The organism is Enterobacter cloacae complex sp. P27C (assembly GCF_014895705.1).
Classification (GTDB): Bacteria; Pseudomonadota; Gammaproteobacteria; order Enterobacterales; family Enterobacteriaceae; genus Enterobacter; species Enterobacter bugandensis.
This window is the reverse complement of record NZ_JADBQB010000007.1, coordinates 231,971-248,946: the sequence shown is the minus strand read 5'-3', so window position 1 is coordinate 248,946 and position 16,976 is coordinate 231,971. Positions and strand designations below refer to the sequence as shown.

Below are 16,976 nucleotides of genomic sequence, written 5' to 3'. Positions count from 1 at the left end.
GGGAAAATCCCCCTATAAAACAGAGAGAGCGTAGCGTGGCGGGACTGATTTACTCTTTTGCACAGCTCGAGGCATTTACCGCCGTGGCCGAGAACGGGGGCCTGAGTAAAGCCGCGGTGGCGCTGAAGAAGGACCGCACGACGCTTCGCGATCTGGTTGATTTTCTTGAGGATGGCTTGGGCTACGCACTGTTTATTCGCGACGGCCGCACCCTGCGGCTCACGCCCGAAGGGGAACAGCTTCAGCGCCAGGCGCACCTGCTGATGCGGCAGGTAAAAGCCTTTGAGGCCTTTGCCAGAGAGGTGCCGCACGGTGCCACGCAGGACCTGACGCTGGCCTACGATCCTTTTACGCCCAGAGCCTTTCTGCACGGGGTGATTGCTGAAATGGCCGCGCGAAACATCCGGCTGAGCCTTATCTGCACCTCTAGGGATGAATCGGAACGGCTGCTGGCGAACAACGACGCGGATCTGGCCATCTGCCAGGCGCGCAACCGCAGCGTGGGCAATGATATGGAGTGGCGCGCCCTCGGCGCCATTGATATGGATTTTTATGCCGCCCGCGGGCTGTTTGCGGACAGTGCTTCCCCACTGTCGCTGCTCGATCTCTCCCTGGTGCCCCAGGTCGTCATGCACCCCGCCTCGGACGAGCCGGTGGCGCGCCGCCTGCAGATCTCCGGGCATACTCTCTTTACCAACGAACCGGAGATGCTGCGCGGTCTGCTGGAGCGCGGCTGCGGCTGGGGATTCTTACCGACGCATTTTCATGCCGGTCAGTGGCAAAACGTAAAAAGGCTGCACACCGAAGTGGGCAGCCAGGGGATTGGTCAGACGATGGTCACCATCTGGAAGCCGGGGAGCGACAAGCGCAGCACGATCGCTGAAACGCTGTCGCTCCTGCCGGACGTATGGAAGCACTCAGCGCTGTGAACAGCCTTTGCACTGCTTGTTCTGGATCTGCTGGAAGAAGTCGTTGCCTTTATCATCCACCAGAATAAACGCCGGGAAGTTCTCCACCTCAATTTTCCAGATCGCTTCCATACCCAGCTCAGGATAGGCCACACACTCCAGGCTCTTGATGCTGTTTTGCGCCAGCACCGCCGCCGGGCCGCCGATGCTGCCCAGGTAGAAGCCACCGTGCTTATGGCAGGCGTCGGTCACCTGCTGGCTGCGGTTGCCTTTCGCCAGCATGATCATGCTCGCGCCGTGGGATTGCAGCAGGTCGACATACGAGTCCATGCGCCCCGCCGTGGTCGGGCCGAGTGAGCCAGACGCGTAGCCTTCCGGGGTTTTTGCCGGACCCGCATAGTAAATCGGATGATCTTTGACGTACTGCGGCAGCGCTTCGCCGTTATCCAGCAGTTCTTTGAGCTTCGCATGGGCAATGTCGCGCGCCACGATAATGGTGCCGTTCAGCGACAGGCGGGTAGAGACCGGGTGCGCGGAAAGCTGCGCCAGGATCTCGTTCATCGGCTTGTTCAGGTTGATGCTCACCACATCGCCTTCGCCCTGCTGACGCAGGGATTCAGGAATATACTGACCCGGGTTGTGCTCAAGCTTCTCAATCCAGATCCCGTCGCGGTTGATCTTCGCCTTGATGTTGCGGTCAGCGGAGCAGGAGACCCCCAAGCCGATTGGGCAGGAGGCACCGTGGCGTGGCAGGCGGATCACGCGGATATCGTGGGCGAAGTATTTCCCGCCGAACTGCGCGCCGAGGCCGAGGTTCTGTGCTTCCTGGAGCAGTTCCTGTTCGAGCTGAACGTCGCGGAACGCCTGGCCGTGCTCGTTGCCTTCGGTTGGCAGCGCGTCGTAGTAGCGGGTGGAGGCGAGCTTCACGGTTTTCAGCGTGGCTTCCGCTGAGGTGCCGCCGATAACAAACGCGATATGGTACGGCGGGCAGGCTGCGGTCCCCAGGGTACGCATCTTCTCAACCAGGTAGTTTTTCAGCTTCGCCGGGGTAATCAGCGCTTTGGTTTCCTGGTAGAGATAGGTTTTGTTGGCAGAGCCGCCGCCCTTCGCCATGCACAGGAATTTATACTCGTCACCGTCGACGCTGTAGAGGTCAATCTGTGCGGGCAGGTTAGTGCCGGTATTCACCTCTTTATACATATCCAGCGCCGCATTCTGCGAGTAGCGCAGGTTATCTTCAATATAGGTGTTATACACGCCCTGGCTCAGGGCCGCTTCGTCACCGCCGCCGGTCCAGACGCGCTGGCCTTTCTTACCCATAATGATTGCCGTGCCGGTATCCTGGCAGGTTGGCAGCACGCCCTTGGCGGCGATTTCAGAGTTGCGCAGGAACTGCAGGGCCACGTACTTATCGTTTTGACTCGCTTCCGGGTCGTTAAGAATGGCGGCGACCTGCTTCTGGTGGGAAGGACGCAGCATAAATGCGGCGTCGTGGAAGGCCTGCTGCGCCAGCAGGGTCAGGGCTTCGGGCTCCACCTTCAGCACTTCCTGGCCGTCGAATTCGGCAATGGAGACATGCTCGTTGGTCAGCAGGTAGTATTCGGTGTCGTCATGCGAAAGAGGGAAGGGGTTCTGATAAAAAAACGGTTTATTCGACATAGTATTGCTCCACAAAAATAAAACCGCCGGAGGAGAAGTCCGGCGGTCAGGAATCAGAACATCATGGACATCCACGGGTAGCCAATCAGCAGCAGGGCCGCCAGGAAGATGGCACCAAAGATGGTGCCGAGGCGCCAGTAGTCTTTGGTTGGCAGGTAGCCGCTACCGTAGTAAATCGGGCTTGGGCCAGTGCCGTACGGGGTGATAATCCCCATCACGCCCAGCGAGGTCACCATCAGCAGAACGAACACTTCCATATTCATGCCCGGAATGGTGGAGGCGATGGTCAGCATCGCTGGCAGCAGCGCCGTGGTGTGCGCGGTGGTGCTGGCAAACAGGTAGTGCAGCAGGTAGAACGCCAGCAGCAGGACGATGGTCGCCACGCCCGGAGAGATACCGCTCATCAGCAGGCCGCCTTCTTTACCTAACCAGCTGATAAAGCCGGTAGAGGAGAGGCCATCCGCCAGCGCCACCAGGGTGGCGAACCAGACGAAGGTGTTCCACGCCGCTTTGTTGCCGGTGATATCGTTCCACTCCAGCACGCCGGTCCACAGCATCAGGCCGACGATGAGCAGGGCCGCCATCGCGGGTTCAATCCACGCGGCGGCGAAGATCCACATCAGCAGCGCGCAGCATACGAACACCAGCAGAAGGATCTCATTGCGCGACAGTTTGCCCAGTTTTTCCAGCTCTCGGGTCGCCCACAGCGGCACTTCGTTGTTCACCTTCACTTCTGGCGGGTAGAACCAGTAGGCCAGCAGCGGCATGGTCAGGATCAGCAGGATGCCCAGCGGCAGGAAGGCGAGGAACCAGGTCCCCCAGGAGATGTCGATCCCAACCGTACTTTTCACCAGCGCCAGGGCCAGCAGGTTCGGCGCAAGGGCAGAGAGGAACATTGAGCTGGTGATACAGGCCGCGGTGATCGCCACCCACATCAGGTACGAACCAATCTTACGCGCGCTTGGGTCGTTGGGTTTTGAACCGTACAGCGGCGGCAGGTTAGCGATGATCGGGTAGATGGTCCCACCGCTGCGCGCGGTGTTGGACGGAGTGAACGGTGCCAGCAGCAGGTCCGCAAACGTAATCGCGTAACCGAGCGTCAGGCTACGACGGCCAAGATACTTCACCAGAATCAGCGCCAGACGGCGGCCGAAGCGGGTTTTGTCGTAGCCCGCGGCAAACATAAAGGCACCGAAAATCAGCCAGACGGTGGAGTTACCAAACCCGCTCACCGCCCATTTAAAGGAGGCGCCCGCCAGCTTGAATTTCGGGTCAGCCAGCTGTTCAGGGCTGAACAGCACCCACTGGCTGCACAGGGCAATGGCGACCACGCCGGTCAGACCGATCACCGCGCCCGGCAGGGGTTCGAAGATAAGACCGACGATCACGCCGACGAAGATGGCGAAGTAGTGCCACGCGTAAGGCGGCAGCCCTTCAGGAACGGGAACAAACAGCAGCAGTACGGCGACGATGACGGGCAGTGCCATCATCAGCAGACGTTTTGCGTTTCCATTTGATGCCTGGTTCGCCACAGGGGGCGTTACAGCAGTTTTTGTATTCATAGTTTCACGTCTTAAGTTGTCAAAAATTCGGTCGCACTGAAAAGTCAAAATTGCTTTCTTAAGTTTCTTTGCTTTTTTTAGTTATTAAAGGTGCGTTTTTGTATTTTCAGTAATAGCGATTTAACGCTTTTTTGTGTGCGTTAAATTAAAAAATGATGATGTTTTTATATTGCGCTTTTAAATGCCATGACTATTGATCGAGATCAAAAAAACAGAATTGCAGCGTTATTTTTATGCTTTTATTAATAACCACTCTGGCGTATGTGGTTATTATCTTTTTTGCGGGTTTATTTTATCATTTCTGTAACAATTTGAATTTTTAATAATTGCTATTTAGTTGATTTTAAAAGGTGTTTTTGGTTTTTGGTGTAATGGTTTTACCATTTTTTATTTAACGTATTTTAAAATATTGTGAATGCCTGAATGACAATCGCTAACACCAATGTATTATTAGTGTTATTATAGGGATTAAATAGTTTTTTAACTAACGTAATAACTTTATAAACTAAAAAAATCATTATATTAATATCATGACATCGGCAAAGAACGACGAAATAAAAAATCAATCCGATAACGAATTTTCAATTTTTAAAAGTTTGGAGTTTCTATTATGAGCACTAACGAACGCATTCTTAGCCCCTTCACATTACCGAATGGCACTGAACTGAAAAACCGTTTGTTAATGGCCCCTATGACCACCTGTACCGGCTATTATGACGGCACCGTCACCAGCGAGCTGGTGGAGTACTATCGGGCCCGTTCCGGCAGCATTGGCACCATCATCGTGGAGTGCTGCTTCGTCGACGATCTCGGCCTCGCCTTCCCGGGCGCAATTGGTATTGATAACGACGAGAAAATCGCCGGGCTGGCGAAAATCGCCGAGGCCATTAAATCCAAAGGCTCTAAGGCCCTGCTGCAGATCTACCACGGTGGCCGCATGGTTGATCCGAAACTGATCGGTGGCCGTACCCCGGTTGGCCCAAGCGCCGTGGCCGCGCCGCGTGACGGTGCCGCAACGCCGGTTGCCCTGACCGCCGAAGAAGTGGAAGGCATGATCGGCAAGTTTGGTGAAGCCGTGCGCCGCGCCATCCAGGCCGGTTTTGACGGTGTGGAAATCCACGGGGCGAACACCTACCTGATTCAGCAGTTCTACTCTCCAAACTCTAACCAGCGCGACGACGAGTGGGGCGGCAGCCGCGACAACCGCGCGAAGTTCCCGCTGGCGGTGCTGGACATCACCCACAAAATGGTGCGCCAGTACGCGGACGACGCGTTTATTATTGGCTACCGCTTCTCCCCTGAAGAGCTGGAAGTGCCGGGCATCCGCTTTGAAGACACCATGTACCTGCTGGAAAAACTGGCGGCGCGCGGCGTGGACTACCTGCACTTCTCCGTCGGCGCGACCCTGCGTCCGTCCATTGTCGACACCCAGGACCCGACGCCGCTGATCGAAAAATATTGCGCGATGCGTTCTGAAACGCTGGCGCAGGTTCCGGTGATGGGCGTGGGCGGCGTGGTGAATGCGTCAGACGTGAATGAAGCGCTGGATCACGGTTACGACCTGATTGCCGTTGGCCGCGCCACTATTGCCTACCCGGACTGGACCGACCGCATCGCGACGGGTGAAAGCCTTGAGCTGTTTATGGACAGCACCAAACGCGAGGAACTGAGCATTCCTGAACCGCTGTGGCGCTTCTCGCTGGTGGAAGCGATGATCCGCGACATGAGCATGGGCGAATCGAAATTCAAACCGGGCATGTTCACCGAGAAGGTGCAGGACGACGCGAACGAGCTGGTGATTAACGTCAGTCTGGAAACCGACCGCATTGCGGACATCGAGCTGGCCTCTGGCCCGAGCGATGACGTTGAGTTCGTCACCAGCTTTGAAGAGATCCGTACCCGCATTCTGGACGCCAATACCCCGCACGTGGATGCCATCACCGGTGCAACCAGCCAGAGTGAAGCGGTGAAGAAAGCGGTCTCTAAAGCGATGCTGAAATCCAGCAAAGCGCTGGCAGCGGAAGAGGGCGTTGACCCGAACGAAACCCGCAGCGTGGACGTGGTGGTGGTCGGTAGCGGTGGCGCCGGTCTGGCGGCGGCGATTCAGGCTCACGACGAAGGCGCGAGCGTGCTGATTGTTGAGAAGATGCCGACCATCGGCGGGAACACCATTAAAGCCTCTGCCGGTATGAATGCCGCCGAAACCCGCTTCCAGCGCGTGAAGGGCATTCAGGACAGCAAAGAGCTGTTCTACCAGGAAAGCCTGAAAGGCGGCGGCAACAAGAACAACCCTGAACTGCTGCGCCGCTTTGTCGAGAACGCGCCGCAGGCGATCGAGTGGCTGGCAACGCGCGGCATCATGCTGAACGACATCACCACCACCGGTGGGATGAGCATCGACCGTACTCACCGTCCAAAAGACGGCTCTGCGGTGGGGGGCTACCTGATCAGCGGCCTGGTGCGTAACGTCAACAAACGCAACATCGAGGTGATGCTGGATACCTCCGTCAGCGACATTATCTTCGAGAACGGTGAAGTGACCGGGGTTCGCCTGACCACTGAAGAGAACGAAACCGTCACCGTGGCAGCGAAAAGCGTGATCGTGGCGACGGGCGGCTTCAGCGCCAACAGCCAGATGGTCGTCAAATACCGTCCGGATCTGGAAGGGTTCGTCACCACCAACCACAAAGGGGCAACCGGCGGCGGCATCGCGCTGCTGGAGCGCATCGGGGCGGGCACCGTGGATATGGGCGAAATCCAAATTCACCCAACCGTTGAGCAGAACACCTCGTACCTGATTTCCGAATCCATCCGCGGGGGCGGGGCGATTCTGGTCAACCAGAAAGGGGAGCGCTTCTACAACGAAATGTCGACCCGCGATAAAGTCTCGGCGTCAATCATCGCGCTGCCGGAGAAATACGCGTACATCGTCTTTGACGAGCACGTACGTGCCAAGAACAAAGCCGCGGATGAGTATATTGCGAAAGGCTTCGTGACCAGCGCCAGCTCGCCAAAAGCGCTGGCGGAAGCGCTCGGTATGGATCACCACGCTTTCCTCGCGACCCTGGAACGTTACAACGGTTTCGTTGAAAAACAGCACGATGACGATTTTGGTCGTACCACCGCGCTGCGTGCGCCTATCAACGAAGGGCCTTTCTACGCTATTCAGATTGCGCCAGGCGTGCACCACACCATGGGCGGTGTGACCATCAACACCGAAACCTGCGTGCTGGACAGCAACCACAACGTGCTGCCGGGGGCGTTTGCGGCGGGTGAAGTGGTCGGGGGGATCCACGGCGGCAACCGTATCGGCGGTAACGCGGTGGCGGATATCATTATTTTTGGTACCCTTGCAGGACATCAGGCGGCGATGCGCTCAAAAAGAACGTAAGGCTCCTGTCTCCCCGGCGGCGCGGTGCCTGCCGGGGCTACATCTGAGGACACATGCAATGCCTGATAGCCATCGCGTTTACAGCTACTCCGCCGTTCTGATGGGCTCGCCCATTCTCCTGAAGCTCTTCTCCCATGATGAAGCCCTCGCGTCCCGCGTTTTCCGCCTGATCAAACAGTACGAAGATCTCCTCACCGTTAACCGGGCGCATTCGCAGGTGATGGACATCAACCATGCGGCGGGCCAGCATCCGGTTGCCGTCAGTCGTCCGGTGTTTGAACTGATCCGCTGTGCCAAAGCGGCAAGCATGCTAAAAGACAGCGCGTTTAACCTGGCGATCGGCCCGCTGGTGAAGCGCTGGAAGATTGGCTTTCAGGGAGACAGCGTTCCGCCTGCCGATGACATTGCGTCCCTGCTGGCGATAACCCGGCCCGAGGAGGTCATCCTTGATGAGGCGCAGACCAGCGTGTTTCTGACCAGATCGGGGATGGAGATTGATCTGGGTGCCATCGCCAAAGGCTATATCGCCGACCGGGTGCGGGACTACCTGCGCAAAGAGGGCGCTGAGCTGGGGCTGATCAACCTCGGCGGAAACATCCAGACGCTAGGCTCGCCGGAAGGGGGCTGGAGCGTGGGACTAAAAAAACCGTTCGCCGGTGACGCGCTTATCGGTGCGATGACGGTGGAGAACCTCTCCGTGGTGACCTCGGGAACGTACGAGCGCTACTTCGAGCAGAACGGCAAGCGCTATCACCATATTCTCGATCCGCGCACCGGGTATCCGCTCGACAACGAGCTGGAGAGCGTCACTATCATTTCAAAAGACTCCATTGACGGCGACATCTGGACCACGCTGATGTACGGCATGGGGGTAGAAAAGGGCTGTGCCGCCCTGCGCGCGCGCCCCGATATTGAAGCTATCTTTGTGACCAAAACAAAAGAAGTGGTGATCTCCTCGATGCACCACTTCCGTTTTACCCTTCTGGACGAGAGCTACCGCGTTATTGGCAGTACTGTTTGAGCAGCCCGATCTGTTCCGGCTGTAAGCGGTAGCGATACACCGGACGCCCGGTGGCTCCGTAGTGAATGCTGGTGAACAGAATGTTGATCTGCGCAAGCCAAATCAGGTACTTACGGCAGGAGACGCGGGAGATATTGACTGCGTTAGCCAGATCGTCGGTGGAAAATTCCGTCTCCGGGTGGCCATCAATCCACTGGCAAATCGTGCGCAGCGTTTGCGGCGTTAACCCCTTCGGCAATTTTTTAGTGTCCGCCAGCTCCGGCGCGCCGCCGTGGATCAGCCTGTCGACGTCCGCCTGCTCGTAATACTGGTGCGAGCCCATCAGGCTGTGCTTTGCCTTCCAACCGTTCAGCGCCTCTTCAAAGCGCGGGAACTGGAAAGGCTTTATCAGATAATCCACCACGCCGTAGTGGATGGAGGTCTGGATCGTGGCGGCATCGGCGGCCGAGGAGATCATTATCACATCAATCGGGCGGCCTGACGCGCGAATATCGGGCAGCAGATCCAGCCCGTTATCCTGCTGCATGTAGACGTCCAGCAGCACCAGATCGACAGGCTGGCTGGGGTTATTGATAAAGGCCCTGGCCTGATTGAGCGTGGAGGCGACGCCGCAGCAGCTGAAGCCTTCAACACGGTTGACGTACAGACGGTTGAGATCGGCTACCATGGCGTCATCATCGACAATTAATACATTTATCACGCGATATTCCTCTCGCTATCCCAGGGGATGTGAACAAAAAATTGGGTAAATACGCCAGGCTCAGACTCGACGGTAATATCGCCGCCCAGGTTCTGGATCTGCTGGCGAGCAAGGAACAGCCCAACGCCGCGGTTTTCACCTTTTGTTGAGAACCCTTTAGTAAAAATAGCCTCCAGCTGAGTGGGATCAATGCCGGGGCCGTCGTCGCTGACTTCGCAGCTGAGCCAGCCATTCTGATAATGCAGCAGCAGGCCAATCTCGCCTTCCTGCTGTCCTGCCATCGCGTCGAGCGCGTTTTCGATTAAGTTACCAAGGGCGGTGATCAGCACCGCAACCTGCTCTTCACTGGCGGTATCCGGTATCAGGCTTTCATCCGCCAGCGTCAGGGTGACGCCGGCCTCTTTCGCCCGGTTGATTTTACCCAGCAGGAATCCGGCAACGACCGGGGACTTTACCTTGCTCTGGATCGTGCCAATGTCCGTCTGGTAATTATGCGCCGTCTGGATGATGTACTCCTCCAGCTTGTCGTAACGCTTCATGTGCAGCAGGCCCAGGATCACATGCAGTTTATTCATAAACTCGTGCGTGTGGCTGCGCAGGGCGTCGACGTAGTTGACCATGCCATCGATACGCTGCATCAGCTGGCTGATTTCCGTTTTATCGCGGAAGGTGCTGATAGCCCCGATCACCCGATTCTGGCTTTTGACCGGCACCATGTTGCAGAGCAGCAGTCGTCCGTTGCAGCTGATCTCCTGATCCTGACGCGCAACCCCGGTTTTCGATACCTCACGCAGGCTTGCCAGCAGCGGCTCGCTGGTGTTTTCGGTCTGCTTGCCGGAGGGAAGAAGTAATATCTCTCTGGCAGCGTGGTTAATCATCGTCACGCGGCCGTGAATATCGACGGCCAGCACACCTTCGCGAAGCGACTGCAGCATCGCCTGGCGCTGTTCGAACAGGGCGGAGATTTCATAGGGTTCGAGCCCGAAAAGAATGCGCTTCAGCACCCGTACCAGACCCCAAATCGCCATCGAACTCATAAATATGCTGAACAGAATCGTCCAGAGCGCGTTCAGCCGCCCGCGGGCTATCTGGTCTTCCACCTTTTTGAGGGAAATCCCCACCACGACGACACCGATCTGATCGTGTTGGCTGTCATAGACCGGCGTGAAAACGCGAAGCGCCTCGGCGAGGGCGCCGCGGTTAACCGAGACATTCTCTTTGCCTTCCAGCGCGGGTTCCAGATCGTTGCCGATAAAATGCAGGCCGATGAGCGCCTCGTTAGGGTGCGAGTAGCGAATCCCCCGCATGTCGGTCACCACGGTAAGCAGCAGATCGTTGCGTTGGGTAACGGCTTTGGCGATGGGCTGAATGATGTCGGCCTGCGGCGACTGCATCAGGCCGCGCTGGATCTCCGGGCTGTCGGCCAGCGTGCGGGCGATGCCCAGAGCGGTATCTTTTACATCATCGCGGGTCGCCCGGGTGATCTGCACGGAATAGAGCGCAAAAACCACCAGCAGCACAGAGGCGATAATCGCGGACACCATCAACGTGACCAGCGTGTACAGTTTCATGGGGCGCTTGCGCGTCAGAGGGAAAGGCTGCAAATCGCTCATCAACACTCCGCGATGATTAAGAAAGGGAGTGATTATCGCTGATGATGGGCTTTTCTTAAAGCCATGTAAAAGCGTCGATTTACTCTTCTTTTCGTGACCCCACTCGCAGGTCATCTATATAAAACACTTTATAGTGTGTGGGTACTCATAATAAGGAGGCTGTTTATGAGCATTACGCTTACCGGTTCAGTCAAGGAAAGACGGCACGCCAGCACGATGAATATAGATAGATTGTCCACGCTGGACGTGCTGAAGGTTATCCACGAGGAAGATGCACGCATTTCTGCTGCTATAACCCCCTGCTTAACGACAATCGCCCGCGCGGTGGATAACGCCGCCTCGGCGCTTAACCACGGCGGCCGTCTGGTGATTGTCGGCGCGGGCCCGTCAGGCTGCATCGCACAACAGGCTGCAGATGAGTATGCGCCGGGGAAAACGCCGGTAATTGCCGTGACGGCAGAAGAGGGGGATGGGAGCTACGAGCGCGGGGTGGCTGATCTGCAGGCCATTAAATTTGGTGAGCACGATATGATGCTTGCCGTGACCGTCAGCGGAAAAACGCCGTGGGTCTGGGGGGCAATGCGGCATGCGTGGTCGTTGGGAGCGCCGGTTGCGGTCATCACCGGTGATGCACAAAGTGAAGCAGCACAGCTGGCAAGCATGGTAATTGCCCCAGAGCTTGGGGCTGATGTGGTTGCCGGGTATCGCAATACCAGGGCGGGGATCGCGCAAAAAATGATCCTCTCGATGATTACCACCGCGCTGGCCGTTCGCACCGGGCGCGTTTACAGCAACCTGCGCGTGGATCTTGAGGCAAGCAGTACCAAATGGGCCGAACGGCAGATCGCCATCGTGATGGAGGCGGGGGGATGCACCAGGGCGCAGGCAAAGGCCGCGCTGGAGAGCTGTAACCATCAATGTAAAACCGCGGTATTGATGGTGCTGACAGGCCTTGATGCGTGGAAAGCCCATGAGCTGCTGGCGCAGAATAACGGGTTTATCCGCGTGGCGCTGCAGGAAGCGCCGTAAAATAGTGCCCCTTGAAACAAAAAAGCCCGCAAATGCGGGCTTTAGTATTTTCAGGGATCAGAACTGGTAGATCATGCCGATGCCAACAATGTCATCGGTTGCAATACCGTTGTCATTGTAGAAGGCGTCATCTTCGTCCAGCAGGTTGATTTTATAATCAACGTAGGTGGAGAAGTTCTTGTTGAAGTTGTAGGTCATGCCCAGGTCGATGTAGTTAACCAGATCCTGGTCTACATAGTCATAGCCATTGCGTGGGTGATAATCGTTACCGCCCAGATCGATGCCTTTGGAATAGACCCACGCCAGGGATGGACGCAGACCGAAGTCAAACTGGTATTGCGCTACGGCTTCAAAGTTCTGCGTTTTGTTGGCGATGCCGTCGCTGCCGTACGGCGTCATGTTGCGGGTTTCCGCGTACATCATCGCCAGGTAGACGCCTTGAGCATCATATTTTGCGCCAACGGTCCATGCGTCTGCACGGTCACCGCCTGCGTATTTGCTGAAGCGGTTATAGTTGCCCGCGCCATAAGCAACCTGATCGTTGGTACGGTCAGAGGAAGAATACGCCGCACCCAGCGTCAGGCCGAAGTCGAAGTCATAGGTGGTAGACATACCGAAGCCGTCGCCGTTCTGGAAGCGTACGTCGTCGTGACCGTTTTTGGTGCCTTCCTGATCTTCGTTAGCGTTTGCGCCTTCGTTAGCACCCTGATACTGCAGCGCGAAGTTCAGGCCATCAACCAGACCGAAGAAATCATTATTACGGTAGGTCGCAACACCGTTGGTACGGCCAACCATATAGTTGTCAGTCCAGGTGTAGGAATCGCCACCAAATACCGGCAGCATATCGGTCCAGGCTTCAACGTCATACACGACGCCGTAATTACGGCCATAATCAAATGAACCGTATTCGCCATATTTCAGGCCCGCATAGGCCAGACGGTTGAAAGAGGTATCCCCGGCATCTTCGGTATCATTTGCGTAGGTTTTATATTCCCACTGACCGTAACCGACCAGATCGCGGGTAATCTGTGTTTCGCCTTTGAAACCAATCTGCACGTAGGTTTCGTCGCCGTCGTCGCCCGCGTTGTCGGAGAAGGTATGACGCGCGTCAACCTTGCCGTACAGGTCAACTTTATTGCCGTCTTTGTTATACATTTCAGCCGCGTTTGCCGCGCCAGCCATTAATAATGCGGGTACAAGAATTGCCAGAACTTTTCTTTTCATTATATATTCCCTTTAAAGATAATTTATATGAATATATGTAATCACCCTCCGTAATTACGTGTTTGATACTATTCTATGGCTCCTGAATTTGGTTCAGAAATAAATGTAATTAAACCAGTGAAAATATTACAAAATATTTCCAAAAATCTCTTTATTTTTCAAATGAATTAATCGATTGAAAGCATTGCGGGTAATTATTATTAAGTATTTCGGGGTTCTATTTTTTAATTTATTTTATTTAGCTATGTTATAATTCAGTGCCCATTTTCGTAACAGGAAAGGATGATGGAACTCATACAGTGGCAGCAGCGCTTTGAATCCTGGCTTGATGAACATCACGCGACCGATGACACCGCGCACGATATTTCACACTTCCGTCGCGTCTGGCTGACGGCGCAGAAAATCATGGTTCATCACCACGTCGACCCGCTGACGATCCTGACCGCCTGCTATTTTCACGACATCGTTAGCCTGCCGAAAAATCATCCTGAACGCAGCCAGTCGTCGCGTCTGGCTGCGCGCAGAACGCGGGACATTCTGCACCGCGATTTCCCTGACTTCCCGTCCGATCGCTATGCCGCCGTGGAGCACGCCATCGAGGCGCACAGTTTCAGCGCCGGCCTGACGCCGCACACGATTGAGGCCAAAATTGTCCAGGATGCAGATCGTCTGGAGGCGCTGGGGGCGATTGGCCTGGCGCGCGTGTTTGCCGTGTCAGGCGCGCTGGGAGTACCGCTTTTTAACGCGGACGATCCGTTTGCCGACGCGCGCCCGCTTGATGACCGGGCGTTTGCGCTCGATCATTTTCAGACCAAGCTGCTGCGCTTGCCTGATACAATGCAAACCGACGTCGGGCGCGAGCTCGCGCAGCACAACGCCGATTTTCTGATTCAGTTTATGGCGAAACTCAGTGCTGAATTACAGGGCGACTGCATCGGGCTGGATAGCCAGATTCAACACCGCTTCCGTCGCAGTTTGCGAAAGTGAACTGTGGTAATCTGTTTCCAGTCTTTATTGCCCGGTTAAAAGAATGCAGGAAAATCGATCAGTGACAGAGCCCGCGCCTGAGCAGGCTGAGAAGTCAACGGCAACGGTGCAGGCATTACTGCGCCAGCTGCTGGATATTTATGACGCTAAAACGCTGGCAAACCAGCTGGTGGCGCACGGCGAGAGCCACTGGAGCCCGGCCATCCTTAAGCGACTGCTGACCAGCGATCGGGCAGGGCGCCGCCTGAGCGAAAGCGAGTTTCGTTTTCTGCAAGATCTGCTTCCGCGGCCGTCTGCCGCGCACCCGAACTATGCCTTCCGCTTTATCGATCTGTTTGCCGGCATCGGTGGCATCCGGCACGGCTTTGAAGCTATCGGCGGTCAGTGCGTGTTTACCAGCGAGTGGAACAAACATGCGGTACGCACCTATAAAGCGAACTGGTACTGCGATCCGCATGAACATCATTTCAACGCCGATATCCGCGACGTTACCCTGAGCCATAAAAGCGGCGTCACGGATGAACAAGCCGCCGAGCACATTCGCCAGACGATTCCGGCGCATGACGTGCTGCTGGCGGGCTTCCCGTGTCAGCCTTTCTCGCTGGCCGGTGTCTCCAAAAAGAATGCCCTCGGGCGTGCCCACGGTTTTGCCTGCGATACGCAGGGAACGCTGTTTTTCGATGTGGCCCGAATCATTGACGCCCGTCGCCCGGCCATATTCGTGCTGGAAAACGTCAAGAACTTAAAGAGCCATGACGGTGGAAAGACCTTCCGCATTATCATGCAAACGCTGGACGAGCTGGGCTATGACGTGGCTGATTCCGAGGACATGGGCGCGGATGACCCGAAAATTATCGACGGGAAACATTTCCTGCCCCAGCATCGCGAACGCATTGTGCTCGTCGGTTTCCGCCGCGATCTCAATCTGAAGGGGGATTTCACCCTGCGGGATATTCCCTCCTTATACCCCGAGCGTCGTCCAACGATTGCCGACCTGCTGGAGCCGGTGGTCGACGCGAAATTTATCCTTACCCCGATCCTGTGGAAATACCTCTACCGCTATGCCAAAAAGCATCAGGCCAAAGGCAACGGCTTCGGGTTTGGCATGGTGAACCCAAACGATCCGCACAGCGTGACCCGCACGCTGTCCGCTCGCTACTATAAAGACGGCGCGGAAATCCTGATCGACAGAGGCTGGGATAAAGCGCTGGGCGAGAAAGATTTCGACGATCCGCAAAACCAGCGTCACCGTCCGCGGCGCCTCACGCCGCGGGAGTGCGCCCGGCTGATGGGCTTTGAAACGCCACAGGGCTACCGCTTCCGCATTCCTGTTTCGGACACCCAGGCTTACCGTCAGTTTGGTAACTCGGTGGTGGTGCCCGCGTTCGCGGCGGTGGCAAAACTGCTGGCCCCGCGCATCAGACAGGCGGTGGCGCTCCGCCAGGGTGAGGCCGTCAATGACGGACGTTCACGATAAGGCCACGCGGAGCAAAAACATGCGTGCCATCGGCACGCGTGACACCGCGATAGAAAAGCGTCTGGCCGGGCTGCTGACACAGGCGGGCTTCGACTTTCGCGTGCAGGATCCCGCACTTGCGGGTCGCCCGGATTTCGTCATTGACGCGTATCGGTGCATTATCTTCACCCACGGCTGTTTCTGGCATCATCACGACTGCTACCTGTTTAAAGTCCCGGCGACGCGCACCGATTTCTGGCTGGAAAAGATTGGCAAGAACGTTGAGCGTGACGCCCGGGATCTCGCCACGCTTGTCGCGCAGGGCTGGCGAGTGCTGATCGTCTGGGAATGTGCGCTGAGAGGGCGGTTAAAGCTGAACGATGCCGATCTGAGCGAACGGCTGGAAGAGTGGATCTGCGGCGGCGGCCAGGCCGCGCAGATCGACACGCAGGGGATCCACGCGCTTACGGTTTCTCCACCTCGCAAGGCGTAACCACGGGCTTTGCCGGCAGCAAATATTTGCCTAAGGTCACCAGCACGACGGCAAAAACAATCACCCCTAAAGCTAACCACTCAACCGGAGAGAGCGTTTCACCGCCAAGCCCGGTGCCGAGCAGCACGGCCACGACCGGGTTGACGTAGGCATAGCTGGTGGCGACCGCCGGCGAGACGTTACGGATCAGGAACATATAGGCGTTGATGGCGATGATTGAGCCAAACAGCGCCAGATAGCCTACCGCCAGGAAGCCCGACAACGGCGGCAGGGTAGTCAGCTCCTCTCCCGTCAGGGCTGAGGCCAGCAGCAGCACAATCCCAGCCGCAAGCATCTCTATTGCCCCCGCCATCATGCCGGTCGGCAGCTCGATACGCGAACCGTATACGGAACCAAACGCCCAGCTCATCGAGCCGATAAGGATAATCACTGCGCCCCACGGATTCCCGCTCAGGTTACCGCCGCTGTTAAGCAGAATGATGCCGGCAAGGCCGATGCCAATCCCCAGCCACTCCAGCTTGCGGGTGCGGATGCCGAAAAGGCGGCTGAAGCAGAGGGTAAACAGCGGTACGGTGGCAACGACCACGGCGGCGATCCCTGACGGTACGTTCTGGTGCTCGGCAATGGTCACAAAGCCATTCCCCACCGCCAGCAGCAGCAGGCCTATCAGGGCGGCGTTCAGCATTGATCGGAGCGGGGGAAGCTTATGCCCGCGCAGCAGCAGGAAGGCCAGCAGCAGCACACCCGCCGAGAGGAAGCGAATGCCCGCCATCATTAGCGGCGGCCAGCTTTCCACGCCGATGCGAATGACAAAATAGGTTGAACCCCAGATGATATACAGCGAAAAAGTGCCCCGATAAGCGGAAGCAGTTGCCGGAAACGCATAATCCCTCACGACGAAATAAAAAGGTCGCTGATAGTAAACGCGAAAAC

The 16,976-nt window shown here is 56.6% G+C and carries 12 protein-coding genes and 1 pseudogene; 7 read left to right on the top strand and 6 right to left on the bottom strand.

The genetic code is table 11. The features are described 5' to 3' along the window. The first annotated feature begins 35 nt into the window (after positions 1–35). Complete coding sequence (locus IM291_RS16535) at positions 36–929, top strand: LysR family transcriptional regulator (RefSeq protein ID WP_028013723.1); 894 nt, start codon at positions 36–38, stop codon at positions 927–929. Here the strand turns inward: IM291_RS16535 and fumA are convergent. Both fumA and IM291_RS16525 read right to left on the bottom strand, forming a co-directional pair. Continuing rightward, positions 918–2,567: a class I fumarate hydratase FumA gene (gene fumA / locus IM291_RS16530; RefSeq protein WP_192987311.1), complete on the bottom strand. Its 1,650-nt coding sequence runs from the start codon at positions 2,565–2,567 to the stop codon at positions 918–920. The genes IM291_RS16535 and fumA overlap by 12 nt on opposite strands. A gap of 53 nt (positions 2,568–2,620) precedes the next feature. Beyond that, on the bottom strand, positions 2,621–4,129 hold the full coding sequence (locus IM291_RS16525) for an anion permease (protein WP_023325580.1): 1,509 nt from the start codon (positions 4,127–4,129) through the stop codon (positions 2,621–2,623). 610 nt (positions 4,130–4,739) lie between these two features. On the opposite strand from IM291_RS16525, the gene IM291_RS16520 reads away from it, so the two are divergent. Beyond that, the gene (locus IM291_RS16520) at positions 4,740–7,520 is read left to right on the top strand and encodes a flavocytochrome c (protein ID WP_192971740.1); all 2,781 of its coding nucleotides are present in this window, start codon (positions 4,740–4,742) and stop codon (positions 7,518–7,520) included. Positions 7,521–7,578: 58 nt separating this feature from the next. Beyond that, the gene (locus tag IM291_RS16515) at positions 7,579–8,541 is read left to right on the top strand and encodes an FAD:protein FMN transferase (protein ID WP_063437814.1); all 963 of its coding nucleotides are present in this window, start codon (positions 7,579–7,581) and stop codon (positions 8,539–8,541) included. Here IM291_RS16515 and dcuR read toward each other — a convergent pair. Both dcuR and IM291_RS16505 read right to left on the bottom strand, forming a co-directional pair. Further along, positions 8,522–9,241: a two-component system response regulator DcuR gene (gene dcuR, locus IM291_RS16510; RefSeq protein ID WP_028013719.1), complete on the bottom strand. Its 720-nt coding sequence runs from the start codon at positions 9,239–9,241 to the stop codon at positions 8,522–8,524. The two genes, IM291_RS16515 and dcuR, sit on opposite strands and share 20 nt — an antisense overlap. After that, positions 9,238–10,854: a sensor histidine kinase gene (locus tag IM291_RS16505; protein ID WP_069733051.1), complete on the bottom strand. Its 1,617-nt coding sequence runs from the start codon at positions 10,852–10,854 to the stop codon at positions 9,238–9,240. The genes dcuR and IM291_RS16505 overlap by 4 nt, the downstream gene beginning before the upstream one ends. Positions 10,855–11,019: 165 nt before the next feature. On the opposite strand from IM291_RS16505, the gene IM291_RS16500 reads away from it, so the two are divergent. Continuing rightward, positions 11,020–11,883: an N-acetylmuramic acid 6-phosphate etherase gene (locus IM291_RS16500; protein ID WP_192987309.1), complete on the top strand. Its 864-nt coding sequence runs from the start codon at positions 11,020–11,022 to the stop codon at positions 11,881–11,883. Between the two features lie 57 nt (positions 11,884–11,940). Here the strand turns inward: IM291_RS16500 and ompC are convergent, their stop codons facing one another. Beyond that, positions 11,941–13,107: a porin OmpC gene (ompC, locus tag IM291_RS16495; RefSeq protein WP_047367847.1), complete on the bottom strand. Its 1,167-nt coding sequence runs from the start codon at positions 13,105–13,107 to the stop codon at positions 11,941–11,943. Positions 13,108–13,392: 285 nt separating this feature from the next. Here ompC and IM291_RS16490 point away from each other — a divergent pair, with 285 nt between their 5' ends. The 3 genes from IM291_RS16490 (at position 13,393) to IM291_RS16480 (ending at position 16,043) form a co-directional block, all read left to right on the top strand. Continuing rightward, positions 13,393–14,094, top strand: coding sequence for a phosphohydrolase (locus IM291_RS16490; RefSeq protein ID WP_192987336.1), 702 nt, complete (start codon positions 13,393–13,395; stop codon positions 14,092–14,094). Between the two features lie 61 nt (positions 14,095–14,155). Continuing rightward, positions 14,156–15,571 (top strand): DNA cytosine methyltransferase, encoded by a 1,416-nt coding sequence (locus IM291_RS16485; protein WP_047367846.1) that lies wholly within the window; start codon positions 14,156–14,158, stop codon positions 15,569–15,571. Continuing rightward, a complete protein-coding gene (locus IM291_RS16480) occupies positions 15,552–16,043 on the top strand; it encodes a very short patch repair endonuclease (RefSeq protein ID WP_041909351.1) in 492 nt (163 codons plus the stop codon). The genes IM291_RS16485 and IM291_RS16480 overlap by 20 nt, the downstream gene beginning before the upstream one ends. Here IM291_RS16480 and yedA read toward each other — a convergent pair. Further along, positions 16,015–16,928 (bottom strand): annotated as a pseudogene (yedA, locus tag IM291_RS16475) (drug/metabolite exporter YedA). The gene IM291_RS16480 and the pseudogene yedA sit on opposite strands and share 29 nt — an antisense overlap. Between the last annotated feature and the right edge of the window lie 48 nt (positions 16,929–16,976).